The 26,997-nt window shown below is 45.0% G+C and carries 23 protein-coding genes; 13 read left to right on the forward strand and 10 right to left on the reverse strand.

Annotated features, from left to right (window positions below):
* The first annotated feature begins 24 nt into the window (after positions 1 to 24).
* Positions 25 to 1,542: an amidophosphoribosyltransferase gene (gene purF, locus PATL_RS08230; protein ID WP_011574440.1), complete on the forward strand. Its 1,518-nt coding sequence runs from the start codon at positions 25 to 27 to the stop codon at positions 1,540 to 1,542.
* A 166-nt stretch (positions 1,543 to 1,708) separates the two neighbouring features.
* On the opposite strand, the gene PATL_RS08235 is transcribed toward purF, so the two are convergent.
* On the reverse strand, positions 1,709 to 2,308 hold the full coding sequence (locus PATL_RS08235; protein WP_011574441.1) for a Yip1 family protein: 600 nt from the start codon (positions 2,306 to 2,308) through the stop codon (positions 1,709 to 1,711).
* Positions 2,309 to 2,624: 316 nt separating this feature from the next.
* Between PATL_RS08235 and PATL_RS08240 the strand changes: the two genes are divergently transcribed.
* From PATL_RS08240 to miaE, 4 genes are all read left to right on the forward strand, one after another.
* Positions 2,625 to 3,638 (forward strand): HlyD family secretion protein, encoded by a 1,014-nt coding sequence (locus PATL_RS08240; protein WP_157043405.1) that lies wholly within the window; start codon positions 2,625 to 2,627, stop codon positions 3,636 to 3,638.
* Positions 3,638 to 6,445, forward strand: coding sequence for a ribosome-associated ATPase/putative transporter RbbA (gene rbbA / locus PATL_RS08245; protein ID WP_011574443.1), 2,808 nt, complete (start codon positions 3,638 to 3,640; stop codon positions 6,443 to 6,445). Before PATL_RS08240 ends, rbbA begins: the two co-directional genes overlap by 1 nt.
* A gap of 3 nt (positions 6,446 to 6,448) precedes the next feature.
* Complete coding sequence (locus PATL_RS08250; protein ID WP_011574444.1) at positions 6,449 to 7,573, forward strand: ABC transporter permease; 1,125 nt, start codon at positions 6,449 to 6,451, stop codon at positions 7,571 to 7,573.
* A 181-nt stretch (positions 7,574 to 7,754) separates the two neighbouring features.
* Positions 7,755 to 8,507 (forward strand): tRNA isopentenyl-2-thiomethyl-A-37 hydroxylase MiaE, encoded by a 753-nt coding sequence (miaE, locus tag PATL_RS08255; RefSeq protein WP_011574445.1) that lies wholly within the window; start codon positions 7,755 to 7,757, stop codon positions 8,505 to 8,507.
* Between the two features lie 15 nt (positions 8,508 to 8,522).
* On the opposite strand, the gene PATL_RS08260 is transcribed toward miaE, so the two are convergent.
* On the reverse strand, positions 8,523 to 9,059 hold the full coding sequence (locus PATL_RS08260; RefSeq protein ID WP_049765870.1) for an HAD family hydrolase: 537 nt from the start codon (positions 9,057 to 9,059) through the stop codon (positions 8,523 to 8,525).
* A 152-nt stretch (positions 9,060 to 9,211) separates the two neighbouring features.
* Between PATL_RS08260 and PATL_RS08265 the strand changes: the two genes are divergently transcribed.
* Together PATL_RS08265 and PATL_RS08270 are read left to right on the forward strand one after the other, a co-directional pair.
* Positions 9,212 to 9,832, forward strand: coding sequence for an HvfX family Cu-binding RiPP maturation protein (locus PATL_RS08265; protein ID WP_041713557.1), 621 nt, complete (start codon positions 9,212 to 9,214; stop codon positions 9,830 to 9,832).
* Positions 9,833 to 9,947: 115 nt separating this feature from the next.
* Positions 9,948 to 10,499, forward strand: coding sequence for an NAD(P)H nitroreductase (locus PATL_RS08270; RefSeq protein ID WP_011574448.1), 552 nt, complete (start codon positions 9,948 to 9,950; stop codon positions 10,497 to 10,499).
* Between the two features lie 106 nt (positions 10,500 to 10,605).
* Here the strand turns inward: PATL_RS08270 and PATL_RS08275 are convergent, their stop codons facing one another.
* From PATL_RS08275 to PATL_RS08285, 3 genes are all read right to left on the reverse strand, one after another.
* The gene (locus tag PATL_RS08275) at positions 10,606 to 11,949 is read right to left on the reverse strand and encodes a DEAD/DEAH box helicase (protein ID WP_011574449.1); all 1,344 of its coding nucleotides are present in this window, start codon (positions 11,947 to 11,949) and stop codon (positions 10,606 to 10,608) included.
* 93 nt (positions 11,950 to 12,042) lie between these two features.
* Positions 12,043 to 12,699 carry a 3-oxoacid CoA-transferase subunit B gene (locus PATL_RS08280; protein ID WP_011574450.1) on the reverse strand — a complete coding sequence of 219 codons (657 nt, stop codon included), beginning with the start codon at positions 12,697 to 12,699 and terminating at the stop codon, positions 12,043 to 12,045.
* Positions 12,700 to 12,708: 9 nt separating this feature from the next.
* On the reverse strand, positions 12,709 to 13,428 hold the full coding sequence (locus PATL_RS08285; RefSeq protein ID WP_011574451.1) for a CoA transferase subunit A: 720 nt from the start codon (positions 13,426 to 13,428) through the stop codon (positions 12,709 to 12,711).
* Positions 13,429 to 13,547: 119 nt separating this feature from the next.
* On the opposite strand from PATL_RS08285, the gene PATL_RS08290 reads away from it, so the two are divergent.
* Positions 13,548 to 14,441 carry a LysR family transcriptional regulator gene (locus tag PATL_RS08290; RefSeq protein WP_011574452.1) on the forward strand — a complete coding sequence of 298 codons (894 nt, stop codon included), beginning with the start codon at positions 13,548 to 13,550 and terminating at the stop codon, positions 14,439 to 14,441.
* Between the two features lie 45 nt (positions 14,442 to 14,486).
* Here PATL_RS08290 and PATL_RS08295 read toward each other — a convergent pair whose 3' ends face one another.
* Together PATL_RS08295 and PATL_RS08300 are read right to left on the reverse strand one after the other, a co-directional pair.
* Positions 14,487 to 15,209: a hypothetical protein gene (locus tag PATL_RS08295; protein WP_041714342.1), complete on the reverse strand. Its 723-nt coding sequence runs from the start codon at positions 15,207 to 15,209 to the stop codon at positions 14,487 to 14,489.
* Between the two features lie 95 nt (positions 15,210 to 15,304).
* Positions 15,305 to 16,000 (reverse strand): sensor histidine kinase, encoded by a 696-nt coding sequence (locus PATL_RS08300; RefSeq protein WP_011574454.1) that lies wholly within the window; start codon positions 15,998 to 16,000, stop codon positions 15,305 to 15,307.
* A 196-nt stretch (positions 16,001 to 16,196) separates the two neighbouring features.
* Here PATL_RS08300 and cysB point away from each other — a divergent pair, with 196 nt between their 5' ends.
* A complete protein-coding gene (gene cysB / locus PATL_RS08305; RefSeq protein WP_006994097.1) occupies positions 16,197 to 17,171 on the forward strand; it encodes an HTH-type transcriptional regulator CysB in 975 nt (324 codons plus the stop codon).
* Positions 17,172 to 17,309: 138 nt separating this feature from the next.
* Here the strand turns inward: cysB and PATL_RS08310 are convergent, their stop codons facing one another.
* The 3 genes from PATL_RS08310 to pabB all read right to left on the reverse strand — a co-directional run bounded on the left by PATL_RS08310 (position 17,310) and on the right by pabB (position 20,943).
* Entirely contained in the window at positions 17,310 to 18,683 is a 1,374-nt protein-coding gene (locus PATL_RS08310) for an L-serine ammonia-lyase (RefSeq protein ID WP_011574455.1), read from the reverse strand.
* Between the two features lie 237 nt (positions 18,684 to 18,920).
* A complete protein-coding gene (locus PATL_RS08315; RefSeq protein WP_011574456.1) occupies positions 18,921 to 19,514 on the reverse strand; it encodes a CoA pyrophosphatase in 594 nt (197 codons plus the stop codon).
* Positions 19,515 to 19,518: 4 nt separating this feature from the next.
* Complete coding sequence (gene pabB, locus PATL_RS08320) at positions 19,519 to 20,943, reverse strand: aminodeoxychorismate synthase component I (protein WP_041713559.1); 1,425 nt, start codon at positions 20,941 to 20,943, stop codon at positions 19,519 to 19,521.
* A 198-nt stretch (positions 20,944 to 21,141) separates the two neighbouring features.
* Here pabB and PATL_RS08325 point away from each other — a divergent pair, with 198 nt between their 5' ends.
* From PATL_RS08325 to PATL_RS08340, 4 genes are all read left to right on the forward strand, one after another.
* A complete protein-coding gene (locus PATL_RS08325) occupies positions 21,142 to 22,671 on the forward strand; it encodes a fumarate hydratase (protein WP_006994101.1) in 1,530 nt (509 codons plus the stop codon).
* 213 nt (positions 22,672 to 22,884) lie between these two features.
* On the forward strand, positions 22,885 to 24,441 hold the full coding sequence (rmuC, locus tag PATL_RS08330; RefSeq protein ID WP_011574458.1) for a DNA recombination protein RmuC: 1,557 nt from the start codon (positions 22,885 to 22,887) through the stop codon (positions 24,439 to 24,441).
* Positions 24,438 to 25,109 (forward strand): RluA family pseudouridine synthase, encoded by a 672-nt coding sequence (locus PATL_RS08335; RefSeq protein ID WP_011574459.1) that lies wholly within the window; start codon positions 24,438 to 24,440, stop codon positions 25,107 to 25,109. The genes rmuC and PATL_RS08335 overlap by 4 nt, the downstream gene beginning before the upstream one ends.
* 333 nt (positions 25,110 to 25,442) lie before the next feature.
* A complete protein-coding gene (locus tag PATL_RS08340) occupies positions 25,443 to 26,738 on the forward strand; it encodes a pectin acetylesterase-family hydrolase (RefSeq protein WP_011574460.1) in 1,296 nt (431 codons plus the stop codon).
* Positions 26,739 to 26,997: the final 259 nt, after the last annotated feature.

Raw genomic sequence — 26,997 nt, forward strand, 5'->3', positions numbered from 1 at the left:
AACCCGTTTAAAAAGGTAACTCACATGTGTGGTATTGTCGGAATCGTAGGTAAAAGTCCAGTAAACCAGTCCTTGTATGACGGGCTGACTGTATTGCAACATCGGGGGCAAGATGCAGCAGGGATTGTCACCATAGACGAGGGTGTGTTTCATCTGCGTAAAGACAATGGGTTAGTGCGCGATGTTTTCCACACGCGTCATATGAAGCGACTCACAGGTCAGTTTGGTATTGGTCATGTACGTTATCCTACAGCCGGCAGTTCTAGCTCTGCAGAGGCGCAACCTTTCTACGTTAATTCACCTTTTGGTATTGCCTTTGCCCACAATGGTAATTTAACCAATGCACATGAGCTAAAAGATGACGTATTTCGGATTGCTAAACGCCATATTAACACCACGTCTGACTCTGAATTATTGCTCAATATTATTGCGCATGAACTTCACAACTGTGAAGGGTTAAGCCTAACCCCAGAAGAAGTATTCAAAGCGGTGACCACAGTGCACAAAAAAGTGCGTGGTGCATACGCTGTTGTTGCTGCAATCATAGGTAACGGCATGCTGGCTTTTAGAGACCCATTTGGCATTCGTCCTTTGGCTCTGGGCAAACGCAAAACTGAATTTGGCGACGAATACATGGTGGCCTCTGAAAGTGTTGCATTGGATGCCGTGGGTTTTACGTTTATCCGTGATGTGGCGCCAGGTGAAGCTATTTATGTGACCGAAAGCGGCGAATTGCACACCCAACAATGTGCGCATGGGGCAATTAATGCTCCTTGTATTTTCGAATTCGTTTATTTTGCCCGCCCAGATTCTTTTATCGATGGTATTTCGGTTTATGCGTCACGCGTCAATATGGGTCGTAAGCTAGGTCAGAAAATCGCTCGAGAGTGGGCAGATTTGGATATAGACGTTGTCATTCCTATCCCAGAAACATCAACTGATGTCGCCCTACAGATCTCACTTGAGTTGAACCTGCCATACCGCCAAGGTTTTGTGAAAAACCGTTACATTGGTCGCACCTTTATCATGCCTGGGCAAACCATGCGTCGTAAATCGGTACGTCGTAAATTGAATGCCATCCCCTCTGAGTTTGTCGGTAAAAATGTATTGCTGGTGGATGACTCGATTGTGCGTGGCACTACCTCAGAGCAGATCATCGATATGGCGCGTGAGTCTGGCGCGAAGAAGGTGTATTTTGCGTCGGCGGCGCCTGAAATTCGTTTCCCTAATGTGTACGGTATTGACATGCCTTCGGTGAACGAATTGATTGCATATGGTCGTGAGATTGAGGAAATTAGCGATTTGATCCGAGCCGATGGTTTGATATTCCAAGACATCAGCGACTTAGTTGAAGCGGTGACTGAACTTAATCCAGTTATTAATCGCTTTGAAACGTCGGTCTTTGATGGAAACTATATTACAGGTGATGTGGATCAACATTACTTGGAGCGTATTGATACATTGCGTAATGAGGGGGCTAAAAACGCTGGCATTCAAACTGAGCTAAGCAACCTTGAAATGCACAATATGCAGGAAGACTAAACGAAAGTTGTGTTCTTAAAACATAAAAAAAGCGCTGTTATTCAGCGCTTTTTTGTATCTGCGGTTTGCATATCTTTTGGCGGACAGTCGCTTATGCGGTCAATACTGATTCTATAAAGTCTTATCCAGTAAACACTTATCCAACAAACATCTAACCAGCAAACATTTAACCAGTAAATACTGGCCCCATGCCCATGCTCCACAAAATCACCGAAGCAGCCATTAAAATAGTTAACAGTACCAGGCCACAGGTCACCACAGAGCTCGCATAAATAAAGCCTTTCTCTTCAGGGATGTGCATAAGAATAGGCGTGCCGGTGTAAAGTAAATACACCGAGTAGGTGAGGCCCACTAAACCGATCATCATGACAAACCATAAAACAGGGTAAAATGCCGCAAAACCTACCATAAATAACGGGGTTGCCGTGTAAGCTGCGAGTTCAAGTGACTGGGTATAAGTGGGTGTCGAGTCGAACGCTTTGGCCAGCTCGTGAATTAGCACAGATAAGGCTAGAACGCCGACCACTAAGCCTAAGTAGGTACCGGCGCTCATAATAGCAGCGCTTTCTTTAGTGAGTTTGATTGTGTCGCCAACACCAATGCTCCAACCCAAATACGCGGTAGAGTAGTAGGTCATTAAAGCGGGAATAAGAGATATTAGGGCGATGTGACTTAAGCTGTAAAAATAGGTTTCGTGACGGTCATCAATGCTGTGCCATTCTTCTTTAGGATGGGCATACAACCCCCACAGGTGATTCAAAATCATATAGTTACTCGCTCTTTTGTTATTAACAATGAATTTACAACTAATTAACGTTCATTCTGTTGTAGGTTGGTTAATTCGTCAACAGTTTTCGTTTTCTACCTTAGTATTAGCCGTTTTGTTAGATTTGATATGTCTTGGCGTGGTTTCTCAACGAGCCTGACGATCTGTTTTGTATCCTGCGCTTTTTCATTGCGTTGGTAGTTACCTCTAAAAATCTGTCTTCAAGTTGATTCGTGTCATTTTCTTGCGACCTCATTGGCGTAATATGTAGCGTACGATTTGCGAAATGTTTTAAACATCAACATTGGATAGCACCTTGAAAAAGTTACTCTCACTTATTTTACTATTGGCCGTTATTGCTGCTGGCTATTTCGCTTGGCATTACTTTAATTCTTCTGATGCAATCGTTGGGTTTGCTTCAGGGAATGGACGTGTTGAAGCCGTTCAAGTTGATGTATCTACTAAGATTGCCGGGCGAGTAGAGGCAATTTATGCTCAGGAAGGCGACTTAGTACAGCAGGGGCAAACGATTGCAAAAATCGATACCAAGCAGTTACACGCTCAGCTTCTGCGCTATGAGGCCGACGTGGCCGCTGCACAAAGCCAAGTGGCATCAGCCAATGCTGGAATTGCCCAAGCCAAGGCAGAAAAGCGACTAGCTGAACAAGAGCTAGCCAGAGCAAAGCAGCTTATTAAGCAAAATAATATCAGTAGAGAAACCCTAGATACCCGCGAAAGTAACGTGGCAGTAGCTATTGCCAACGTTGAAGCCGCTGAAGCGTTAAAAGTATCGCAATTGCGCAGCGTTGATGCAGCCAAAGCGGTAGTGGAAGAAATACAAACACAAATTGATGATGCCACGCTTGTTTCCCCTACCATTGGCCGGGTACTTTATCGGTTAGCTGAGCCTGGTGAAGTCCTTGGCAGCGGTGGTACTGTGATAACTTTGATTAACCTTTCCGATGTATATATGGAGATATTTTTACCTACAGCGCAAGCTCATCGTGTGGAAATGGGGACCGAGGCGCGCGTCAAATTGGATGTGCTTGATATCGCCATTCCTGCAACCGTGAGCTATGTATCGCCAGAGTCTCAATTCACCCCTAAGCAAGTGGAAACGGTGACTGAACGTGAAAAGCTGATGTTTCGGATCAAAGTTCGCATCCCACAAGCGCTTGTGCTGAAGCATATCGAAAAGGTAAAAACTGGGGTAAGGGGAGTGGCTTACATTCGACTTAATACGCCGGACAATGAGCCTTTGGCTGACTGGCCAGTGTTTTTACAGAAATTACCTAAAGAAACCGTATCTAACGATAATAGCGCTCGCTAATGGCAACGTCAGATTCTGCGCCATTGCTTGCAAGCTTGCAGGGAATCAATCATAGGTATGGCGATGTACGAGCGCTAAATGACATCACGTTGGATATTCCTGCCGGCATGATGGTGGGCCTTCTCGGGCCCGACGGCGTCGGAAAGTCGACATTATTAGGGCTTATTTCTGGGGCCCGAAAATTACAAGACGGCCAATTGCAGGTATTAAATGGAGACATGCGCTCATCAGTCCACCGTAAAAAGGTCGGCCCTAAAATCGCGTATTTGCCCCAAGGTCTTGGAAAAAACCTATACGCTGATTTGAGCGTAGAAGAAAACTTGGATTTTTTTGCTAAGTTATTTGGTCAAACATCGCAAGAACGTGCTTTACGCATCACGAAGCTCACTAAAGCCACCGGACTTGAATCATTTTTGCACCGTCCGGCAGGGAAATTATCCGGTGGTATGAAGCAGAAACTGGGGTTGTGCTGCTCTCTTATTCACGATCCAGACCTGCTGATCCTCGATGAACCAACGACTGGGGTCGACCCCTTATCTCGACGTCAGTTTTGGCAACTTATTGCGCAAATTCGCTCACAAAGGCATCAAATGAGTGTTGTTGTGTCCACCGCGTATATGGATGAAGCGGAAGAATTCGATTGGCTTGTTGCTATGGATGCGGGCAAAGTTCTTGCTTCTGGTAAACCACAAGCTCTAAAAACCTCTACCGGCACTGATAATCTCGAAAGTGCCTTTGTGGCGTTACTCCCACCAGAAAAACGAGGAAATACACAAAAGCTCGTTATTCCTCCACTTGAAGTATCAACCGAAAAACCCGCGATTATCGCCAAGGGTATCACCCGCAAGTTTGACGACTTTGTGGCCGTGGATGATGTAAGTTTTGAAATAAAAGCAGGAGAGATTTTCGGCTTTTTAGGCTCCAATGGATGTGGAAAAACCACGACCATGAAAATGCTTACGGGTTTGTTGCCGATATCCTCAGGCAAAGCGTTTCTGTTTGGTAAAGAAGTTGACGCGAGTGATATGCTAACCCGCATGAGGGTGGGGTTTATGTCCCAAGCGTTTTCTTTGTACACCGAGCTGACAGTGTATGAAAACTTATTATTACATGCTCGTTTGTTCCATATATCCAAAGAGAAAACAGCACAGAGAATTCGTACACTGGTAACACGGTTTGATTTACAATCGCAGTTGCATACCAAAGCCCAGTCATTGCCCCTTGGGATCCGTCAACGTCTTTCACTTGCTGTTGCCGTTATTCATGAGCCTGAAATGCTCATTCTAGACGAGCCGACCTCGGGGGTAGATCCTGTTGCTCGGGATGTATTTTGGCGTTTATTAGTGGAGTTATCACGCAGAGATAAAGTCACTATTTTTATATCCACTCATTTTATGAATGAGGCCCTAAGGTGCGATCGCATATCGCTTATGCATGCTGGAAAGGTATTAGTGTATGACGAGCCTAAGCACCTTGTTGCCGCTAAACACGCGTCTACATTAGAAGAAGCCTTTATTGGCTATTTAGAGGAAGCCATCGGGGAAAAAGAAGCACCTGAGGACGAAGAACCGAACGTGCCCTTGACCAACATTCCTTCTGAACCCTCGGCGTCGCTACTGGAGCCGCTAGAGGGGGCTTCAAATGGGCCCGCAAATACGAAAAATACCGCAACAGATAGTGTTTTCAGTCTTAAACGTATGCTCGCTTTTAGCTACCGTGAAATCATGGAAGTGATGCGCGACCCAGTGCGCTTAACATTTGCTTTTATCGGTAGTGCATTGCTGTTGCTCGTGGTTTCCTATGGTATATCTCTTGATGTAGAGGATTTGACCTACGCGGCCTATGACAATGACCGTACCCCCCAAAGTCGCGAGTATCTGAGCCATTTTGAGGGCTCGAGGTATTTTATTGAAAAGCCGAGTATTCAAAGTGAAGATGATCTGCAAAGGCGTATGCAGTCGAATGAAATTACCTTGGCGCTGGAAATTCCTGCTGGTTTTGGTCGCTCCCTGATTAGAGGTGAAGCCCCCTCTGTTTCTGCTTGGATCGACGGTGCGAATACCACGCGGGCGGGTACCATTGAAGGTTATGTGTCGGGTGTGCATGTTGCGTATTTAACCCAGCTCTTTGCTGAGCAAGGTTATGACATAGACGATTACGCGAATGTAGACCTTCAACCTAGGTACCGTTATAACCCGACCTTTGAAACGATTTTTTCTATGGGGCCTAAAACCCCAGCCATGTTGTTGTTATTGTTTCCTGCCATATTGATGGCTGTCAGTATGGCGCGGGAAAAGGAGATTGGCACAATAACCAATTTCTTTGTTACGCCGACCACGCGTTTTGAGTTTTTATTGGGTAAACAGCTGCCTTATATCGTTATCGGTATGATTAATTTTGTGACCTTAACCCTGCTGGTGGTCTACCTGCTCAAAGTGCCACTAACTGGAAGTGTGACGGGGTTGATGCTCGGCGCCTTCTTTTATGTCTTTGCAGCAACGGGCTTTGGTTTATTGGTTTCCTCGATCACCAACACGCAAGTGGCTGCGGTGTTTGCTACGGCCATTTTAACCCTGATGCCTACCGTAATGTTTTCCGGCATGATCCAACCTACTTCTACTCTGGAGGGGGGAGGGTATATTATTGGTACGTTATGGCCAGCCACCTATTACATGCACCTGAGCGTTGCTGCATTTACCAAGGGACTAAATGTGTGGCAGTTGATGAATGATATATATGTTCTTGCTATTTTTGGGCCCGTTTTTGTGGTGGTGACTGCGTTGTTTCTTAAAAAGCAGGAGGCCTAGTTGATGAGAGCATGGATAAATATTTACTGGTTAGGGCTAAAGGAATTGCGCAGTGTATTGAGTGATTTCGTCATGCTTCTACTCATTGTTTACTCATTTAGTTTGGCGATATACGCACAATCAACCGCCACAAGCGAATCAGTGAACAATGCCTCCGTGGCAATCGTCGATGAAGACCACTCTGCGTTGTCTCGCGCCATAGCAAATGCGTTGTACCCACCTTATTTTAAAGTGCCAATCCTTATTTCAGCATCCGAAATTGACGATGCGATGGACAGCGATACCTATATGTTTGTCGTTAGTATTCCGCCCAATTTTGAACGCGATGTAAGAAAAGGCGAACGACCCAGTGTGCAAATCAATATTGATGCCACGGCAGTCACTCAAGCCAGTTTAGGCAATACCTATATTCAAAATATCGTGACCGATGAGGTAAATCACTATATCACTCGCGCTGATGAAGACACCGAATATCCTGTTGAATTGGTGCAACGCAGAGCGTTTAATCCTAACGGCACGGGAATGTGGTTTGGGGCAATTAATGCACTGCTTAATCAGATATCTATGCTGACTATTATCTTAACTGGGGCGGCGTTGCTGCGCGAAAGAGAGCACGGCACCATCGAACATTTACTGGTGATGCCACTGACCTCTTTTCAAATTGTGATGTCAAAAGTCTGGGCAAACGGTCTTATCATCTTGGTGTCGTTTATGCTGTCTACTTTTTTTGTAGTGGAATGGATTTTGGACGTGCCCATTGCCGGCTCTCGATTCTTACTCTTTGGTGGCACGGCATTGTATTTGCTGGCAGCTGCGGCGATAGGGATTTTTCTAGGGACAATTGCACGTACCATGGCACAGTTCGCCTTATTACTGCTGATGGTCATCATACCCATCATGATGTTGTCCGGCGGGCTAACGCCCATTGAAAGTCAACCTGAGGTGATCCAGCCAGTGACGTGGTTACTGCCTTCACGCCATTACATGGCATTCGCTCAAGCGGTGGTATTTAGAGGAGCGAACATGACGATCGTATTACCTGAAATGCTAAAAATTCTCGGTTTGGGATCTGCATTTTTTATTGCGAGCATTCTGTTATTCAGGCGTTCTATTAGCGTCAGTAAGTAAAAGAAGTGAACAGTAATCAATGGCCTCAGCTTACTGATAGAGTGGATCATCGATAAATTGTGAGCTGCGCGGCTCATCATCACACCGCTTATGGTATAGTACTGCGCGCCAATTTCCCGAGCGTGTCAGTTGTATATGCTGCGGTATTTATTCACAAAAATTATGTAAGGTTGTTTGCTGCTTGGAAAACCTATTAGCCCCCATCAAAGCGTTTTTGAAATGCGACACCCCAGACGAGTGGGTCACCGCAGCCGTTAAAAAAGAAAACCTAGCGGTATTGCTGACGGATCACCTGATCTGTGAGTTAAAGGCAGCGCAAAGCGCGATGTTTTTAATTCGTCGTTATGCGGTAGATGCCGACAGTGCAAAAGCTTTATTGGCCTGGTTAAAGCCTTATGAGGATTTTGCTTATCGTCAAATTGGCGATTGGCAAGAGCTTGAAAAGTTAAAGTTAGATAAATCTATGCTGGTTAAAACAGGTAGTCGCTACGGCCAAGATTTAGTGGATAAAATGGTGATGCTCATTCGCGAAGAGTTGCACCATTTTTATCAAGTCCTCGAGATGATGAATCGCTACGATATCGAGTATGACAAAATTGAATCGAGTCGTTACGCAAAAGGGCTTTTACGTCATGTTAAAACCCACGAGCCTGATGCCCTCATCGACAAGCTAATTTGCGGTGCTTACATTGAAGCGCGCTCTTGTGAACGTTTTGCCAAAATAGCGCCATTTTTAGACAAGCCTTTAGGCGATTTTTATATCTCGCTACTGCGCTCTGAAGCTCGCCATTATCAAGATTATCTGACATTAGCGACAGACATTGCGGGTAAGGATATATCACAGCGAATTGCATTTTTTGGGGAAGTGGAAGCGGATCTCATTGTGCAACCTGATACTGATTTTAAATTCCACAGCGGCGTACCTACTCGTTAATGCTGACAATCACTGTTATCTGAACGACCGTGCCTGGGCGTGCAATTCATCCAAGTGGTGTATTTCGCAAAAAGACGGCCTTTCTTTTAAAGGTATATTTGCGACTGTTGCTGTTGCTGTTGCCGCTGTCGTTGCATCGATGTTTGATGGATTGTACCAAATAGCACGAAGACCGGCTGCCAGTGCAGGGCGAATATCTTTGTCAAAGGTATCTCCCACCATCGTTACATCTTTGGGGGCGACACCTAGATTCTTTATTATTTCTAGATAAAACGCAGGTGTGCTTTTGTTCAAGCCAGTGTTGGCGAAACAAAAATAGCCTGAAATGTACTGCGCTAATTCGACCCGCTCAAATGCTTTCTTGATTTCATGTTCATCAGAGTCCGCTGCATTAGTGGCGATATAAATGGCACTATTTTTCGCTAATTGACTTAAAGCTGTAGTTGCACCGTCAATGCATTTGACCGTGGGCCAAAGATGCATTTTGCCTAGCGCGTCAGGGAAATCTACCATAAGGGTGTCTCCCCAATCGAATAAATAAGTTGTACTCATTATCTTACTCATAAAAGGTGGGAGCTGCATGGCTATTAACGCTGCAGTTTGAAGGATACGACTTAAGTAAGACTAATTATTGTTGGCATTGATTGAAAGTTTTTTTGAATATCTGCTATCTAATGGGTAGCAAATTATTTATTGGAACCTTTATGAGCGTCTTGAATTTAGTCACAGGTGCACAGCGCACACTAGAAAAAACCTCCGTCTTTGAGGGCATAGCACCCTTGCTACTTCGTTTGTATTTAGCGCCAATCATGATCCAAGCTGGTTGGACAAAACTGGGTAGTTTTGACAATACCGTTGATTGGTTCGCCAGTCCAGATTACGGTCTAGGATTACCCGCCCCTGCGTTGTTGGCCTCATTAGCGATAGGAGCTGAACTGCTCGGCGGTATCTTCATTTTAGTGGGACTTGCCACCCGCTGGGCGTCTATTCCCTTAATGTTTACTATGCTTGTTGCTGCATTTTCTGTGCATTGGCCAAACGGCTGGCCAGCGATAGCTGATGCCTCTAGTTGGTTATCAGATGGTACGATCATGCTGAATGAAAATGTGATGAGCGCACCTGATAAGTTAGCCGCAGCTAAAAGCTTGTTGCAAGAGCATGGGAATTACAACTGGCTGACATCAAGTGGTAAGTTTGTGATCTTGAACAACGGCATTGAGTTTGCCATGACATATTTCTTTATGTTGTTGTCATTGTTCTTCACAGGTGGTGGTAAATTCACCAGTGTGGATTACTTTCTACGTAAAAAATTTATGCCTCAATAGGGCACAATTACTATAAAAATCAAGGCGCATTGGGCGCCTTTTTTTATTGCTCCGAGTTGTGATAATCGCCATACTGACTGCCTACATTCTATTTCCCTTGAGGTATTTTTATTTTATGGACGCCTTAAACCTGCTGCTTAATCGTAGCTCTCATCCTAGATTACAAGCCCCTGCACCGGCAGGTGAAGCATTAACCAATATTATGCAAGCCGCACTTCGCGCCCCTGATCATGCGTGTTTAGCGCCATGGCGGTTTATTGTGTGTGAAAAATCGGGCCTAGCAAAGCTGGGTGATATTTTTGAACAAGCAGCAATTGATGCTGATATGACTGAGAAAGAGATAGAGCGAGCACCTCAATTACCTAAGCGTGCGCCTATGGTGATCGTAGCGATTGCAAAATATGTGGAACATCCCAAAGTGCCTTGGGTTGAGCAGGTTGCTTCTGCCTCGTGTGCTGTGCACGCCATGCAAATGGCTGCAGTCGCGCAGGGGTTCAATGGAATCTGGCGTACAGGCAGTTATGCGCAAGATGAAAATGTTAAACAGGCGCTTGGGTGTGCTGAAAAAGATGAAATTGTCGGCTTTTTATACTTAGGAACACCGATGACGGATGCCTCATCTAAACCAAATCGCGATGTGGCAGACTTCTTTGAAGCGTGGAAATAGAGGGACTAAAGCGATAATAGCTGTCAGAGTACAAACGGAAATATAATCAACTCAAAAATGCGGTTCTGGACGGTGAGCTATCGACCAGAGCCGCGTTATCACGGCTTTATTCTTCGTTATCGTCGTCTTGAATAACTTGCCGCGGTTTGCGCTTCATTGGACGGTCGCCAACTTCCGTGCCTTGCATGGGTTTAACCCGGTCAGGCCCTTGATTATTCGCCCCAGAGCCCGCTGTACTATTATGCGCAGCCTTACTTGACGCTTTTTTAACAGGCGTTTTGGCTTTCTTAGGCGGGCGTAATCCTTTAAATTTCGCCTCTAGCCCTTCAATTTCACTAAAGCTGACCTCTTGTTGTAAGAAGCTTTTGATAGAAAGATAACTCGCCCAATCTTTTGGCCCAACAAATGATACCGCTTCACCTTTATTACCAGCGCGCCCAGTACGGCCCACTCGATGCACATATTCATCTGCGAGTTTGGGTAAATCGAAGTTCACAACTAAAGAAACATTAAGCAAATCTAACCCACGAGAGGCAATGTCTGTAGTCACCAATATGTGTTGTTGGCCGCGACCAAATTCACTCATGATGTTATTGCGCTGGCCTTGGCTTAAATCCCCACTCAAGGCGATGCTATACAAACCTTGTTCTTTTAATAGATTCGACAAGCGTTCGGTGTCGGCGCGGGTTGCAGTAAATACAATCACTTGACGATGATCTTTTTCGTTGATCATATGCGTTAGTAAGCGTTCTTTATGGGTCACATTGTCGGCTAGGAAAAAACGTTGCTGTATATCTTTATGCTCAGCGCTAGAAATACCAATGCTAATACGGTGAGGCGCTTTGAGCATCGATTGCGTGAGATAATGTAGCGCAGCGTTGTCTAATGTGGCGGAGAACATCATTGACTGACGTTTACGGTGATCCGCAGCCGCATTGATTTGTTTTAATTGCTCAGAAAAGCCTAAATCAAGCATACGATCGGCTTCATCCATTATGAGCATTTCAAGCCCATTCAAATACAGAGACTTACCCGCTAAATGATCGGCAATACGGCCGGCAGTACCCACTACAAATTGCGGGTAATGGCGTAGAGCTTTCACCTGATCGTTAAAGTTCTCACCGCCAAGAATGAGCGCCGCTTTTAACTGATGTTTAGCAATCAACCATTTAAGCTGAAAAAAGACCTGTTTCGCCAGTTCCCGCGTCGGTGCAAGAATAAGTACACGAGGATCTTTACGGCTAAGAGGTTGTTTGGTCAACACTCTTTGCACAGCCGGTAACAGGAAAGCCAAGGTCTTACCTGAACCTGTTTTTGACGAAGCAATCAAATCTTTACCCATAAGGGCATAAGGAATGGCTTGCGCTTGAATTTCAGTTGCTTCGGTAAAGCCTTTTATCTCTAAGGCCTTACCTAAGCGGTGGTCTAATGGTAGATCGCTAAATTGCAAAAAATAAATACTCTAAAAAGGGATTGGGCGCATTATACAATTGCCGCACATTTTATGGAGCTTTATTTTCTATTTTACGCACTTTACGCGTTCTTACACGCGCATTTCCGGCACGTTATCACCGGCAATCAACTGACCAGCGGTTTTACTTTTAATTTCTTCAACGCTAACGCCCGGTGCGCGCTCTAGTAAATGAAATGCACCGTCTTTCACTTCAATCACCGCTAAATCGGTGATGATACGGTTTATGCAGTTCACGCCAGTTAAGGGCAAGGTGCATGCTTCAAGGAGTTTCGAATTACCATGTTTATCTGCATGGGTCATGGTCACAATAATATTCTTTGCACCGGCCACTAAGTCCATAGCACCGCCCATGCCCTTAATCAGCTTACCTGGGATCATCCATGAGGCAATGCTACCGCTTACGTCAACTTCAAATGCGCCCAATACGGTGACATCAACGTGGCCGCCGCGGATCATAGCAAAGCTTTCAGCTGAACTAAAAATCGATGCGCCTACGCCAGCGGTAACCGTTTCTTTACCTGCATTGATCATGTCCGCATCAACGTCTTCTTCTGTGGGGTAAGGCCCCATGCCAAGCAAGCCGTTTTCTGATTGCAACATAACTTGCATACCATCTGGTACGAAGTTAGCGGCAAGGGTAGGAATACCGATCCCTAAATTAATGTAATCACCGTCGTGAAATTCTTGTGCCACACGCATGGCGATTTGGTCTCTTGATAGTGCCATGATGCTCTCCTATTGCCCTAGTTCGTTATTGGTTTTTGCTAAAACTTTGCGCTCAATGCGTTTCTCAAATTTCCCGACAATAACGCGATCAATATATATGCCTGGAGTTTGAATTTGGCTAGGCTCAAGTTCGCCAGGCTCAACTAATTCTTCCACTTCTAATACGGTAATTTTGCCCGCGGTGGCTGCCATAGGGTTGAAATTTTGTGCGGTGTGGCGATAAATGCAGTTGCCATAACGATCTGCTTTCCAGGCTTTAACAATGGCGAAGTCACCGACGATAGACTCTTCCATGATGTAAGGACGGCCGTTGAATTCTTTGACTTCTTTACCTTCACCTACAGGCGTACCGTATCCGGTTGCCGTATAAAAAGCAGGAATGCCGGCACCGCCAGCGCGCATTTTCTCTGCCAGCGTGCCTTGGGGAGTGAGCTCGACTTCAAGCTCGCCGTCTAGCAACTGGCGTTCAAATAAGGCGTTTTCTCCCACGTAAGACGAAATCATCTTTTTGACTTGTTTGTCTTCTAACAAAAGGCCTAGGCCAAAGCCATCAACGCCACAGTTATTCGACACTATGGTAAGACCTTTGGTACCCATTTTTTTCATTTGACCAATTAGGCCTTCAGGGATCCCGCATAAGCCAAACCCGCCAGCAATGACGGTCATATTGTCCTCTAAACCTGCCATCGCTTCTGCGTAGCTGGCTACAACTTTATCAAAACCTGCCATGTTAATTCCTTGTTTACGTTTATTTAACATCAATATAAAGACTATCTTTTAATAGTAAAGTTGAATTAATATGCTTATTAATAAATAAAATTTATTAATAAGCTTCGAGTAACTCCCTCATGAATGTTTCGTATCGCCAACTACAAGCGTTTATACAAGTGGCGCAATCGGCAACGTTTGCTGAAGCTGCGCAAAAGATGTTTCTTTCGCAGCCTGCGCTGTCCAGTGCCATCAAAAAAATGGAAGAGCAAGTGGGTGGGGGGCTGTTTTCACGCACCACACGTAAGGTGCAACTCAGCCCTGAAGGCCAGGACTTCTTACCTGTAGCAATACGCTTGATGAATGACTGGCAAGATGCATTTGGCGACTTGCAGCAAGTGTTTTCAATGGGAAGAGGAAAGTTGTCTATCGCCGCGATGCCCTCGTTTGCTGTAGGGCATTTACCGGCGATTCTAGGAGCGTTTCAATCTCAGTTTCCTAACGTCAAGGTCGCCGTGGCGGATATTGTAATGGAGCAAGTCATCAATGCCGTTTCTGAGGAACGAGTAGCGCTGGGTTTTACCTTTGAAACCGAACAATTAGACGGCCTACTGTTTCATCCCATGTTCACCGACGAGTTTATTGCCGTGCTGCCAAAGTTACACCCGTTGAGTCAGCAAAGCAGCGTCACGTGGAATGCGTTAGCGCAGTCTCCCTTTATTGCCATGAATAGAGGGTCGGCCATTCGCAGATGGGTCGACAACCATTACGAAGCGCTAGAGCTCAAGGTAAATATGGTGGCTGAGGCATCGCAATTAGCGACACTGGGGCAATTTGTAGAGCATGGTTTGGGGGTGTCTATTGTGCCTGGGCTATGTCAGCAGCAAATGCAGCGACTTGGATTGAGGTGCTTACCGATCGAAGGAGACAGATTGAGTAAGCGAGTGGGGATGATTAAAAAGGTGCAGGGCAATATGTCCGTTTCGGCGCAAGCCTTGTGGGACTGGGTGATAAAGCAATCATTAGCAGAGTGAACGTCGCTTAGGTATCAATAGGGTTAGCGGGGCAGTATAAAAAAATTACCACTTTTTCTTTTCGGAAAATAGCTCGTCAAGCTCGTTGCGTTCAGACTCTTTTCGTTTACGCACATCTTCAGTGTTTGCACTGCGCAAACTGTCTTGAATCTGCTTAAGTTGTCGTTCGAGCTCTTGCTTACGCTGAATAATGTAATCGTCTGGCTGAGATTGGCTGTCTAACGCCGTAATCGCCTTCTCAATACACTGACGAGCAGAGCCGAGTTGTTGTGCTTGCATAGATGATTCGCCGCGGCGCATCAGCGTTTCTACGTTCGCTCTTAGCTGTAAGCGTTCCAAATATTTGTCTTCTACCATAAAGGCACTGCTGTCTACGCGGCCCTTGGTGTACTCAGAGCGCAGCAACCCGCGCATTTTTTTAACGCATTTGATGTAAGCGACCACTTGTTTATCGCTATTGGGCAGGTTGAAGCTATCCGTCGAAACAGGCTCTTGATTTGCTGACAGCTCTTTAAGCTTATTACTGGCACTTTCAATACGACTGCTAATGTCCATTACGCCAGGGTTTACTTGAGCGATAATTTTAAGGGCATTGACGATACGTTGCTGAAAAATAAACTTCAGTTGCTGACTAACGGTGATGTGCTCAGTGGCGAGTAAAATCTCTTCTGTTTCATCAATGACATTTTTTTGTTTTGCTACCTCTACGCGTTTCTCAGCCTCCACTTTGTTTCGGTGCTGCTGCACGGCATTGACAATAATTGCCATGACAATGAGAGATACGATGAGAACAATTATTATAGGGAAAATCATTTATTACTCTATTTTTCGCCACTAACCAGGTTATGCATACAACAATTATGCTAAACGGGAATTTTTAAGGTAAATACGCTACCGCCCAATTTGCCGCCATTGGCGAGCGAAATTGAGCCGCTACAGTCGTGCGCTTTATGCGCCTCTGCAATTAATCTAGCAAAAAATAAGCCAAGCCCTGTGCGGCCTTGGCTTATGTCATAATTTTGCATGGTCACTGTGTTGGCTTCTAACATGCTTTGAGGGTAACCTGGGCCATCGTCCTGTACTTCAAATATAAGGTGGTTATCGTCGCTGAACACTTTGAGCAATATATGCTGGTTACTGTAACGCATAGAATTGATCAGCATGTCATTGAGCAACAAACAAATTAAATCAGCGTCGAAGTATCCCACTAAGTCGGGCTCTTGCTCAACGTTTAGGTTGATTTTTTTGTGATTTATATAACTTTCATTAGTAGCAAGGATTTCATCGACAACATCTTCAACGTAGTGCTCGTCAATATTCAGCGGCATATTATCCATGCCTGCTCGGTATAACGACAATAATTGCACTAACCCAGTATTTAAACGAGAAGCTTCGTAATGGGCAGAAGCAAAGTGCTCACCAACCTCGTTATCTTGGTCTTTAAGTGTCAGCCCAAGGTTTTCAATGGATTGGATCAGCAAAGACAAAGAATTTTTCATGTCGTGCACCGCTGAGGCCAATACTGTGGCAAAATCAATTTGTCCGTTGTCGTTGTTCATACTTCACCGTGAGCTGATAAATGACTAGAATACACTAGCATAAAAATAGAGTATCCTTTAATTTACAATGCGTTAGTGACAGGCCTTAAGCAAAAAAATTTTCATTTTTGTTAAAATCTTATGGAATTAATGGCCCGCTAGGTATATAAGAAATTAATATATATAGAACTCTGAATATAACTATCAAGGCATTGCCATGAAACTACAACAGCTTCGTTACATCGTTGAGGTGCTCAACAATAATTTAAATGTGTCGGCAACGGCCGAAAGCTTGTATACCTCTCAACCTGGGATCAGCAAGCAAGTACGTATGTTAGAGGACGAGCTAGGGGTGCAAATTTTTGGCCGTAGCGGAAAGCATTTAACCCATGTAACTGATGCCGGCCAAGACGTAATTAACATTTCACGAGAAATATTGGCCAAAGTTGAAAGTATCAAAGCGGTTTCCAGAGAGCACACTTTACCAGATCAAGGTAAGCTGAATATTGCGACCACGCATACACAAGCACGCTACGCTTTGCCTGATGTTATTAAAGGGTTTATGAACAAATACCCTCGGGTATCGCTACATATGCACCAGGGAACGCCTTCGCAAATCAGTGATTTGGCCGCAAAAGGTGAAGCCGATTTTGCCATTGCGACCGAAGCTTTGCACTTGTACAACGATTTGGTGATGCTGCCTTGCTACCACTGGAACCGCAGCATCATAGTGAATCGCGACCATCCGCTGGCACAAACTACCTCTATTACTATTGAAGACATTGCTCAATATTCATTGGTGACCTACGTATTTGGCTTCACGGGTCGTTCAGAGTTAGATCAAGCCTTCAGTCGCGCAGGACTAGAGCCGAAAATCGTATTTACAGCAACCGATGCTGATGTCATTAAAACGTATGTGCGCTTAGGTGTCGGCATTGGTGTTATTGCTTCAATGGCGGTGGATGAAAAGCTGGACAGCGATTTGGTAAAAATAGATGCCAGCCATCTGTTTGAATACAGCACGACAAAAATTGGATTCCGTAAAGGATCGTTTTTACGCAGTTACATGTATGACTTCATTGAGCGTTTTGCACCGCATTTAACTAAGAGTGTGGTTGAAAAAGCCATGATGCAAAAAAATAACGATGAAGTGGAACGCATGTTTAAAGGCTTAACCTTACCCGTTAAGTAAAGGTGTAGTACTGCGCGAATGAGGTATGAACAGGGTATTGTTCACCTCAAAACGAAAAAAAGAGGCAATGTATTGCCTCTTTTTTTGTGTCTGTAGCCAGGCTTCGCCTAGCAAAATACCTTAATACTCAATAGCGTATCAACATTCGATGATGTTAACGGCTAACCCGCCCCGGGCGGTTTCCTTATACTTTGATTTCATGTCATTACCCGTGTCCCACATGGTTTTAATGACTTTGTCGAGGGAGACTTTATGCTGGCCGCTACCACGCAGAGCAAGGCGTGATGCATTAATCGCTTTTATCGCACCCATCGCATTGCGCTCTATACAAGGAACTTGCACTAAGCCACCTACAGGGTCACAAGTTAAGCCAAGATTATGTTCCATGCCTATTTCTGCTGCGTTTTCGACCGCATCCACTGAGCCACCGATAATTTCAGTTAATGCCCCTGCAGCCATTGAGCAAGCAACGCCAACTTCGCCTTGGCAGCCCACTTCAGCCCCAGAGATTGAGGCATTTTTCTTATATAAAATGCCGATAGCAGCAGCGGTGAGTAAATAACGACTCACAATATCTTCATCTACTGGGCGTACGAATTTATCAAAATAACACAGTACCGCAGGCAAAATACCGGCTGCGCCGTTAGTAGGGGCGGTCACTACGCGCCCGCCAGCGGCATTTTCTTCATTGACCGCCAAAGCAAACAAATTCACCCAATCCATAGCGACCATGGGGTCGGCGTTTTTTTCACTTTGTAGGCGGCGATGTAGCCCTGGAGCTCTGCGGGTCACTTTTAATCCGCCGGGTAAAATGCCTTCGGTTTTAATACCGGTTTGAATACATGCGTGCATAACCTGCCATATGTGCCAAAGCTTGGCAGTAATATCGCTTTTGGGCTGAAATACTTGCTCGTTTCGGTACATTAACGAGCTAATAGAAAAACCGTTTTCCTTACACAAGCGCACTAACTCTTCTGCGCTAGAAAAAGCAAAAGGGACGGGTTTTTCTACCAACGTGAGGGCGGCGGTTTTTTGCGCTAAAAAGTCCTCGGCACGAATAATAAAACCGCCACCGATGGAATAATAAGATTGCGATGAAATGATTTCGCCTTTATGTAAGGCGTGAATGGTCATGCCATTGGCGTGATGGGGGAGTGTTTTACGTCGATGGAAGACGATGGCGTCTTTGGCAGCAAAGCGCACTGGATGTAATTGATCCAGCGTTAACCTTCTGCTTTTTTCAACTTCCGCTAGCATCTCATCAACAGCGGTAGCATCGATGGTTTCAGGTGCGTGGCCCAACAAGCCTAAGATCACTGCTTTACCCGTACCATGTCCTTTGCCCGTTTGTCCTAAGCTGCCGAATAGCTCAGCGCGCACTTCGTCCGTTTTATCAAACAAGTTTTGTGTTTTTAATTGCTGGCTAAACTCTTTTGCCGCTCGCATGGGTCCCACAGTGTGAGAGCTAGATGGGCCGATACCAACACTGAACATATCAAAAACACTGATCATAAAAACGCAAAACCTATTGAATTATAAAGACACTAATTGTGCAGGTTTGTGTGGGCATGAACAACTCAGCTTAGGGATATATTGCCTTTAGGCAATGTAAAGATATTGTTGCGACCCGTGCATAGCTGCGACCTTTGAATAGTTGCGAACGTGCATATGAAGTAGACCTATTGCTGCTCTTTTGTTGCTGCACTTCTATTAATTCAGCTTTATTGATCCACTTATATTACTTGAAGCTTACTGCTCGACTGAAAAGTCTTGGGCTACATGGTTTGATAACACACGAACGAACGCAGCGGTTGCTCCCCATATGACTTGTTCGTGCCATTTTATAAAATAAATGGGATGCTGGGCGGCGTTTTTACGCTTCACCCAATGGATAAAGTGATTATTTTTGTCAAGTAAGAACGACAGGGGGACTTCAAACACTGATTCCACTTCGTTGGTATCCAGTGTCATTTCTAATGGCATGCGCACAAAACCCACATAAGGGATGACTTCATAGCGGCTCACGGTACGATAACGCGGCAGGCTGCCCACCACTTCTATACATTGCGGGTGAATACCGATTTCTTCATGGGTCTCTCTTAAAGCCGTACTTAAAAGGTTGTTGTCACTTGGTTCTTGCTTGCCGCCGGGGAAGCTTACTTGACCAGCGTGGTGCTTTAAGTGCCTAGAGCGTAATGTGAACAACATGCTAAGTTGGCCCTGTCTTTCAAGCATGGGCATTAATACTGCGGCAGGCTTACCGGCAGTAAGCAATGGATAGTCCAATTCAGGGTGGATAGTACGGGCATGATGAAAACGAGAGAGAAATTCATTTTTATTCATGTGCTTAGGCGTTCCCTTGCAATAATACGGGCAGTATTTTACACACTTTGTCTAAACTTTCTTGATATTCGTCTAGTGCGGTAGAATCTAGCACAATTCCGCCGCCTGCCCAGCAGTAAATATGTGAATTTTCGAGCAATATTGTACGAATGCATATGCTGGTGTCCATATCCCCATCAATACCTAGGTATCCAATGCTGCCACAATAAATATTACGTCTTTGGGGCTCTAACTCTTCAATGATTTCCATGGCGCGAATTTTAGGTGCTCCAGTGATAGAGCCACCGGGAAACGCGCCACGTAATAAAGACAGGGCGGTCTGTTGATCAGCGAGTTGACCAGTCACCGTGCTGACTAAATGATGCACTGCAGCAAAGCTCTCTATTTCAAATAGCGCAGGCACGTCCACTGAGTGCGGTTGGCAAGACTTGCTTAAGTCATTGCGCAGTAAATCCACAATCATTAAGTTCTCTGCTCGGTCTTTACTTGAACCTCGAAGCGCCTGAATATTTTGCTCATCTATCGCTTGATCCGGCGAGCGTGGCCGAGTGCCTTTAATGGGTTTCGTTTGCACTTTGCCATGGTTGTCGACCGACAAAAAACGTTCAGGGGAAATACTAATGATCACTGCGTTAGGAATACGAATAAAGGCTGAAAACGGCGCTTTGTTGGCGTCCCGTAGTCGCAAATACGCCTGATACTCGTCACCTGAATAGGGGGCGTCAAATCGTTGAGCAAGGTTAACTTGATAACAATCGCCACTTCTTAGGTAAGCGTTAACCTGCGCGATTTTATGCACGTACTGGCTTTTGTTCATATTGGATTGCCATTGTCCACTTAAGATGAATTTCTGAGTATCATCAGTGGGGCATGCTGCGTCAACATGGTTCAACAGGGCATTTATATGCGCTGCATCAGGCGCATTGTCATTGTGGTCAGTGGGAAAGTGGCACAGGTAAAATTGCTCAGTCTGGTTGTCTTTAACAACCGCCCAGTGATAAATCCCTACTGCCATATCAGGGGCAGAATATGGGTTTTCTGCCTGTTGGGGTAAGTCTTCGAATCGTCGTCCCAAATCATAACCAAAGTAGCCCATTGCGCCGGCTTTAAAAGGCAGTGCAGAGGTGCTGAGTGGAGCCGACTCCGTGCCCAAGCACTCTTCGAGCACAGCTTGCACTAACATCATGGGGTCTTCTTGACTGACACGATTGTTCTGGGGCGCGCCCGTGAAGCAAATGTGTGTGCTTTCACCGTTGGTGACGAGCGTGGCGAGTGGGTTTGCAACTATAACATCATACCGACCATCAACGTGGACACTGTCGGCAGAGTCTAACAATATGGCCCATTCTTGGTCGGCGAAGTGCTGGAATAAACGGTTCATACTGTGATTTTTAGGTGCGTTTAATTCAGTGATGTTCAGGGTTGGCAAAGCTGGATTTCCATCTAGTCGAGCGTATTAAGTGTGATGATATTGGCCAAAAACAGTCATTGCGAGTTCTATAAGGCGATTTATCATGGAGCAATCTATCATCACAGGTTATCATATGCGCGACCTACGAACGACAATTGTCGAGCTCTTTGACATGACTTTGTCGAAACTTTGTGACACATCAAACAAGAGGCAACTATGGCTGTTATCCGTCAACAGGACTTTATCGATAGCATTGAAGATTCTTTGCAGTTTATTTCCTATTATCATCCGTTAGATTATATCAAGGCCGTTGAAAAAGCCTACAACAAGGAAGAAAGTCAGGCCGCAAAAGACGCTATGGCACAAATACTGATTAATTCACGTATGTCAGCCGAAGGTAAGCGTCCGTTATGTCAAGATACGGGCATAGTGACCTGTTTCGTTAAAATAGGTATGGGTGTGCAGTGGGATAAAACTGACCTGACGGTGCAGCAAATGGTTGATGAGGGAACGCGTCGCGCTTATAACAATAAAGAAAATCCGTTGCGTGCTTCTATTGTTTCAGATCCAGCGGGTGCGCGTAAAAATACCAAAGACAATACGCCAGCGGTTGTGCATATCGATACCGTACCAGGCGAAGGTATTGAAGTGATGATCGCGGCCAAAGGTGGCGGTTCAGAAAATAAATCTAAAATGGTGATGTTAAACCCCAATGACAGCATTGCAGATTGGGTGGTGAAAACCTTACCGACTATGGGGGCAGGGTGGTGTCCACCGGGCATGCTGGGTATAGGCATAGGTGGTACCGCTGAAAAATCAGCCGTTCTTGCCAAAGAAAGCTTGATGGATCCGGTTGATATCCAGGAGCTAATGGACAGAGGCGCACAAACGACCGAAGAAAAATTGCGTCTTGAAATCTTCAAAAAAGTGAATGATTTAGGGATAGGTGCACAAGGTTTGGGCGGTTTAACCACCGTGGTTGATATTAAAATTAAATCATTGCCAACCCATGCCGCTTCATTGCCAGTGACGATGATCCCTAACTGTGCAGCAACCCGCCATGCGCATTTCCATCTTGATGGTACTGGTGCAGCAGAATTTACACCGCCTGATTTAAACGATTGGCCTGAAGTGACGTGGGAAGTGAGTAAAGACACCCGCCGCGTTAATTTAGATGACGTCAAAAAAGAAGATATTCAAGAATGGAAAGTAGGCGAAACGGTATTGCTTTCTGGCAAGATGTTAACCGGACGCGATGCCGCTCACAAACGTATTCAAACCATGCTCGATAATGGAGAAGGCTTGCCAGATGGTGTGGATTTGACCGACCGCTTCATTTATTACGTGGGCCCAGTTGATGCAGTAGGTGACGAAGTTGTGGGACCTGCAGGCCCAACAACGGCTACCCGTATGGACAAATTCACTGATTTGATGCTTGAACAAACTGGCCTTATTGGCATGATTGGTAAAGCCGAACGTGGCCCAGCTACGGTTAGCAGTATTGCCAAGCACAAAGCGGTCTATTTGATGGCCGTGGGCGGTGCCGCTTACTTGGTGTCTAAAGCGATTAAGAAGTCACGTGTGGTGGCATTCGAGGATTTAGGGATGGAAGCCATCTATGAATTCGAAGTGAAAGACATGCCGGTTACTGTTGCAGTAGACAGCACTGGGGCCAATGCCCATGAAACTGGACCTGCCATTTGGAAGGTGAAGATTCAAGAAGCAAACGCCAAAGCCGAAGCTTGATTTAGCATGCTGATTTAGAATAGGCGCCGGGTTAATGGCGCCTTTTTTGTGCTACACCTTCCGACATCAAACTTCGATATTTTTACATCACGGTACTTATATCACGGTACTTTTATCAAGGTACACTTATCATGGTTTTTTTATCAAGGTACATGTATCACGATACTTTGATTACCAACTATTTATCTTCAGTTTTAGGATCTCTCTTACCCTATGAATTTTTTCCAGCACTTTTCCTTCGATGATCCCAATCTATTAATCTTACTTGGCTTAGTAGCCGTTTTGGGGATCCTTATCGGCTGGTTGTTAAACGCGGTATTCTCTGGTCGCCAGCAAGCTGAGCTAACATCCCAGCTAGAGCATCGTTATCAACAGTCGCAAACCTATGTTCAGCAACAAGTCCTGGACTTAAAAGAAGCGCTGCAAGAATCAAACAGCGAGAATAAAAATTTGCGTCAGTTGCAGTTAAATCAACAAAATGCGTTAGGGCAACTGAGCCAGCAAGTAGAGCGTATCCCCGTGCTTGAACAAGACAGCAAACGTTGGCAAGGGCATTATCAGCAAATTCAGCAACACGCGGCAGATTTACGTGAAGAACTGGCCGAAAAAACAGCGCGTTTTGAACAAGAGAAGCTTGCCAGCGATGAGAAGCTTGCTTTGCTTGAGTCATCAGAACAACGTTTGCAACAGCAGTTTGAGAACTTAGCGAATAAAATTTTCGAGCAGAAAAATAACGCATTCCAGCAGTCAAGCAAAGCCGGTCTCGATGCCTTGCTGGGTCCGCTGAAAGACCAAATTGAAGGGTTTAAAAAGCAAGTCAGTGACCAGTACGTGAAAGAGGGCCAAGAAAGAGCCTCACTTAAAACGGAAATCATGGGCTTAAAAGAGCTGAATCAGCAAATTACCCAAGATGCCGCTGCGCTCACAAAAGCCCTTAAGGGTGATAATAAGCAGCAAGGCAATTGGGGGGAAGTCGTATTAGAGCGGGTATTAAAAGAATCCGGTTTGCGAGAGGGGCACGAATTTGATACCCAAGTTGCCCTTAAAAATGACAGTGGTAAAAGTTATCAGCCTGATGTCGTGGTGCACTTGCCCAACGACAAAGACGTAGTGATTGATTCAAAAGTGTCTCTTGCCGCCTATGAGCGCTATTTTAACGAAGAACATGAAGAATCACGGCAGGTGTATTTAAATCAACATGTCGCATCTTTGCGTAATCATATCAAAGAGTTAGGTAATAAGGATTATCAAGACTTAAAAGGCTTAAGAACACTGGATTATGTGTTGATGTTTATTCCTGTCGAGCCCGCATTTTTACTCGCTGCTGAACATGCTCCTGAGCTGGTCAAACTTGCCTTTGATAATAATATTATGTTGGTCAGTCCAACGAATTTGCTGGTGGCGCTGCGCACTATCAACAACATTTGGCAGTACGAATATCAAAATCAAAACGCCCAGAAAATTGCGGCTAACGCAGGCAAATTGTATGACAAGTTTCATGGGTTCGTCAGTGACATGGAAAAAGTCGGCAAATCGATGGAATCTACACAGCGTAACTATGACGCCGCAATGAATAAGCTAACTACGGGTAAAGGCAACTTGATCCGCCAAGCAGAGCAATTTAAAGCCTTAGGAGTGCAATCGAACAAGAAACTTGATGCGCGTTTATTGCAGGAGGATGACATTGAACTGCCTGATAACAATCCTGCTGAAGACTCAGACAACTTGCTGAGTAAGGCGCCGCGGCAAAATGATGAAAAATTATCATGACAGCCATCATAGATACTTTTATCGCGCCGCCATGTGATGAGGCGGTCACGGTTTTGTATCAAGATGAATACCTGTTAGCGGTAAATAAACCTAGTGGGTTACTGAGTTTGTCGGGTAAAAACCCGTTGAATAAAGATTCAGTGCATTACCGAATTGTGCAGGAATTTCCTACTGCTTTGATGGCACATCGTCTGGACTTTGGCACGTCAGGTGTGCTGCTGCTGGCCCTTGATAAAAATAGTAATGCTCAGTTAACTAAGCAGTTTCAGGCACGAACCGTGAAGAAGCGTTACACGGCTGTGCTACTAGGAAAAATTGAGCAAACCGAGGGGAGGGTATCAGTGCCTATCGCGAAAGATCCGCCTAATTTCCCGCGACAAAAAATCTGCTATGACACGGGTAAAGAAGCTATAAGTCATTATCGTGTCATTGAGTATGTTGACAACCCGCTGTGCACTCGCGTTGAGTTCACCCCTGAAACGGGGCGCACTCATCAATTGCGGCTGCACAGCTTAGCGATGGGCCATCCCATTTTAGGATGTGATTTATACGGCAATAGCCACAGTGTGCAAATGGCCTCCAGACTTTTGCTACATGCCTCTCATATCAAATTTACCCACCCTTACAGCGGAAAAAGCATGGAAATAGAAGCGCCTATACCGTTTTAAACCGCTAGAGTGTTCTTTTCTATAGGATGCTACTAATGCTCAGTAGCCCTGTTTGTGCTCGCTGTAGTAAGGTTTTTTTACAGCCAAAAAATGTGAATGTATCCAATAAGTGTCAATTTCTTATATATCCCACTGATAAACCTGTTTATAATTTTTTTACCTAGTATGTGGTAAATAAAATCATCTCTCTTTGCGAACTTAGTTATCCGTTGGTGTGTTGCCATTAGGCGCATTCAACAGGAGCGTACTCGCACGGCAGATAGGTTTGAATACTTGCGAGTTGTATAGGTGTTTTTTTAGTTCGAAGTTTTTTTATCTCACGGAGTGAAACATATGAAAAGCAAGTATTTAATGGGCGTCGCATTATTAATCAGTACATTACCTGTGATGGCGAAACATCATCAACAAGAACAAAGCGAGTGGCAAACCATACCGGTGGCATCCGAAATGGACATTGTCGATGAGAATGGGCAGCCAAAAACGATTACTCCTTCTTGTGCATTCGATACAGTACCAAATCCACTTGACGGTACTCCACTGGACAATTCTTTCCGATTTTATTTTAAAGAGGGCAAGAGCAAAAACGTGTTGGTCTTTTTTAATGGCGGCGGGTCTTGTTGGAATGATGCTACCTGCGTAGCATCATTGGCACTGGACAATGTACCAGATAATCGCCCAACCTATAATCCATCAGTACTGCAAGAAAACTCTCCTGTCGATGCGGGTGGGGTATTCGACGATGACAATAGACGAAACCCTTTTAAAGACTGGAGTAAAGTTTTTATTCCTTACTGTACTGGGGATTTACATGCCGGTTCAAGTGAAGTGGCTTATACCGATGTTGACGGAACTATCACCGGCTTTCCTGGCGCACCTGTCACTGTTAAACACAGAGGCTATGATAATTTTCTAGCCGTTCAAGAATGGATGAAAAACCGTTTCAAGGAAAAAAAGAGGTACAGAAAAGCGATAAACAAGATGTTGGTTACGGGCTCTAGCGCTGGGGGCTATGGCGCGACTCTAAACTTCCCATATCTTCAGGCTGCTTTCCCGCGGGTTAAAATATCGTTGTTGGCTGACGCCTCGGCATCTATCGTTTCTGAAGGGTTTGTTAACGATGTTTTTCATTCGGGCAGTCCTTGGAATTTCGAAAATACCTTACCTAACATTTTTAGAAGTGGTCTGGGCACCTATACCGCGGCAGATTTAAACGTGGATTTATTTCAACGCTTATCATATCGCTATCCGCGTAATCGGTTCGCCCAATACACGACTGAATTTGATGGGGTACAAGTGCTATTCAACAAAGTCATGGATCAAATCGATCAGGGCAATACCAATCCTTTCTCTTGGGCATTGCAACCAAGCGATTACTTGTACTTTGCCGAGTGGAATGCACGGATGACAGCTTCTTTCGATCAGTTAGCGGATACGACCCGCAACTACCAGTACTATATTGGTCAAGGCTCGATTCACACCATTATGACAGATGATTTTGCCACCGACGAGGTGCCGCATCCGTTTTACGATGAGCGAAGCGCTCGAGGTATTAGATTTACCACTTGGCTGAATTACTTTGTGAATGCCAGATGGTTTTACCCTATTAGCTTGGCCTATCAAGGCGATTAATTCCTTCATAGCGTTTCAGTGCTTTTAGAATCATGCACCATAGGTTATTCGTTGATCTATGGTGTTTTTATTTGGGGTTTCGTTTCTAGTTCCGCTGCAATTAAGCGTTTAGTCATTGTTTGCTTTATTTTTGCTTTAAACATAGCGCGCTAACTGCTTGGCTTAACATTATTGTCTTGAATTTATACCTAAAACTTTCATAAGAATGTCACTTAATGACCAGAACGCATATCGCGTTACATTAAATGCCTATTTTTCA

Origin of the sequence: Paraglaciecola sp. T6c (genome assembly GCF_000014225.1) — a bacterium.
Taxonomy (GTDB): Bacteria; Pseudomonadota; Gammaproteobacteria; order Enterobacterales; family Alteromonadaceae; genus Paraglaciecola; species Paraglaciecola atlantica_A.

What these genes read in the sequence shown, in the direction of transcription:
- PATL_RS08290 (WP_011574452.1), top strand. Translation starts at nt 13,548, where the DNA reads ATGAATGTTTCGTATCGCCAACTACAAGCGTTTATACAAGTGGCGCAA.
- PATL_RS08315 (WP_011574456.1), bottom strand. Translation starts at nt 19,514, where the DNA reads ATGAATAAAAATGAATTTCTCTCTCGTTTTCATCATGCCCGTACTATC.
- PATL_RS08340 (WP_011574460.1), top strand. Translation starts at nt 25,443, where the DNA reads ATGAAAAGCAAGTATTTAATGGGCGTCGCATTATTAATCAGTACATTA.
- PATL_RS08280 (WP_011574450.1), bottom strand. Translation starts at nt 12,699, where the DNA reads ATGGCACTATCAAGAGACCAAATCGCCATGCGTGTGGCACAAGAATTT.
- PATL_RS08265 (WP_041713557.1), top strand. Translation starts at nt 9,212, where the DNA reads ATGAGCGTCTTGAATTTAGTCACAGGTGCACAGCGCACACTAGAAAAA.
- PATL_RS08260 (WP_049765870.1), bottom strand. Translation starts at nt 9,059, where the DNA reads ATGAGTACAACTTATTTATTCGATTGGGGAGACACCCTTATGGTAGAT.
- PATL_RS08335 (WP_011574459.1), top strand. Translation starts at nt 24,438, where the DNA reads ATGACAGCCATCATAGATACTTTTATCGCGCCGCCATGTGATGAGGCG.
- rbbA (WP_011574443.1), top strand. Translation starts at nt 3,638, where the DNA reads ATGGCAACGTCAGATTCTGCGCCATTGCTTGCAAGCTTGCAGGGAATC.
- PATL_RS08270 (WP_011574448.1), top strand. Translation starts at nt 9,948, where the DNA reads ATGGACGCCTTAAACCTGCTGCTTAATCGTAGCTCTCATCCTAGATTA.
- cysB (WP_006994097.1), top strand. Translation starts at nt 16,197, where the DNA reads ATGAAACTACAACAGCTTCGTTACATCGTTGAGGTGCTCAACAATAAT.
- purF (WP_011574440.1), top strand. Translation starts at nt 25, where the DNA reads ATGTGTGGTATTGTCGGAATCGTAGGTAAAAGTCCAGTAAACCAGTCC.
- PATL_RS08300 (WP_011574454.1), bottom strand. Translation starts at nt 16,000, where the DNA reads ATGAACAACGACAACGGACAAATTGATTTTGCCACAGTATTGGCCTCA.
- PATL_RS08250 (WP_011574444.1), top strand. Translation starts at nt 6,449, where the DNA reads ATGAGAGCATGGATAAATATTTACTGGTTAGGGCTAAAGGAATTGCGC.
- PATL_RS08310 (WP_011574455.1), bottom strand. Translation starts at nt 18,683, where the DNA reads ATGATCAGTGTTTTTGATATGTTCAGTGTTGGTATCGGCCCATCTAGC.
- rmuC (WP_011574458.1), top strand. Translation starts at nt 22,885, where the DNA reads ATGAATTTTTTCCAGCACTTTTCCTTCGATGATCCCAATCTATTAATC.
- PATL_RS08285 (WP_011574451.1), bottom strand. Translation starts at nt 13,428, where the DNA reads ATGGCAGGTTTTGATAAAGTTGTAGCCAGCTACGCAGAAGCGATGGCA.
- PATL_RS08325 (WP_006994101.1), top strand. Translation starts at nt 21,142, where the DNA reads ATGGCTGTTATCCGTCAACAGGACTTTATCGATAGCATTGAAGATTCT.
- PATL_RS08295 (WP_041714342.1), bottom strand. Translation starts at nt 15,209, where the DNA reads ATGGCAATTATTGTCAATGCCGTGCAGCAGCACCGAAACAAAGTGGAG.
- PATL_RS08235 (WP_011574441.1), bottom strand. Translation starts at nt 2,308, where the DNA reads ATGATTTTGAATCACCTGTGGGGGTTGTATGCCCATCCTAAAGAAGAA.